The sequence below is a fragment of the Terrisporobacter mayombei genome, assembly GCF_020748465.1.
GTDB classification, from domain to species: Bacteria; Bacillota; Clostridia; order Peptostreptococcales; family Peptostreptococcaceae; genus Terrisporobacter; species Terrisporobacter mayombei.
Genome location: NZ_JAHZMP010000283.1, coordinates 1 through 436, shown reverse-complemented (window position 1 = coordinate 436; position 436 = coordinate 1). Strand labels below are relative to the sequence as shown.

The window sequence follows — 436 nt, the reverse complement described above, 5'->3', positions numbered from 1 at the left end:
GCCATTTAATGCTGATATTTCCCTGCTGCTCAATACCACGAACAAATGCTTGTCCACCCTGTCCAACATTACCAATGACATTGCCTTGCTCATCATAAATATCTGCAGCAAATGGAATATTTTTACCATCACTTCGTGTGATGTTCATAATGGCTGATTGCCCTTGCACGGTTTCAAAATCAGCAAAGACGACTGAACCCTGACGCGGTACAGCTACTGCACTGGTACTTTTTAATTCAACATCGTTCTCAAGATCGTTGATATCCAGCGCGATACGGTTTTCATGATAAGGAGAAAGAGCGCTGGTGACACCATAACCCCATCGATCGATAGTACTGTTGCCATAATTTATTCGCGCTCCTTGAGCACCTGGAGCCTGAACTACCGCCAGTGTATCGGAGTCGCTAAAACTATCATTACTGAAAGTCAGTCCACC

General features: G+C 44.5%; 1 protein-coding gene. It reads right to left on the bottom strand.

Going from position 1 to position 436, the window contains the following annotated elements:
• On the bottom strand, window positions 1-436 hold a 436-nt coding region (locus K0039_RS25505; protein WP_228106922.1), incomplete at both ends, for a fimbria/pilus outer membrane usher protein.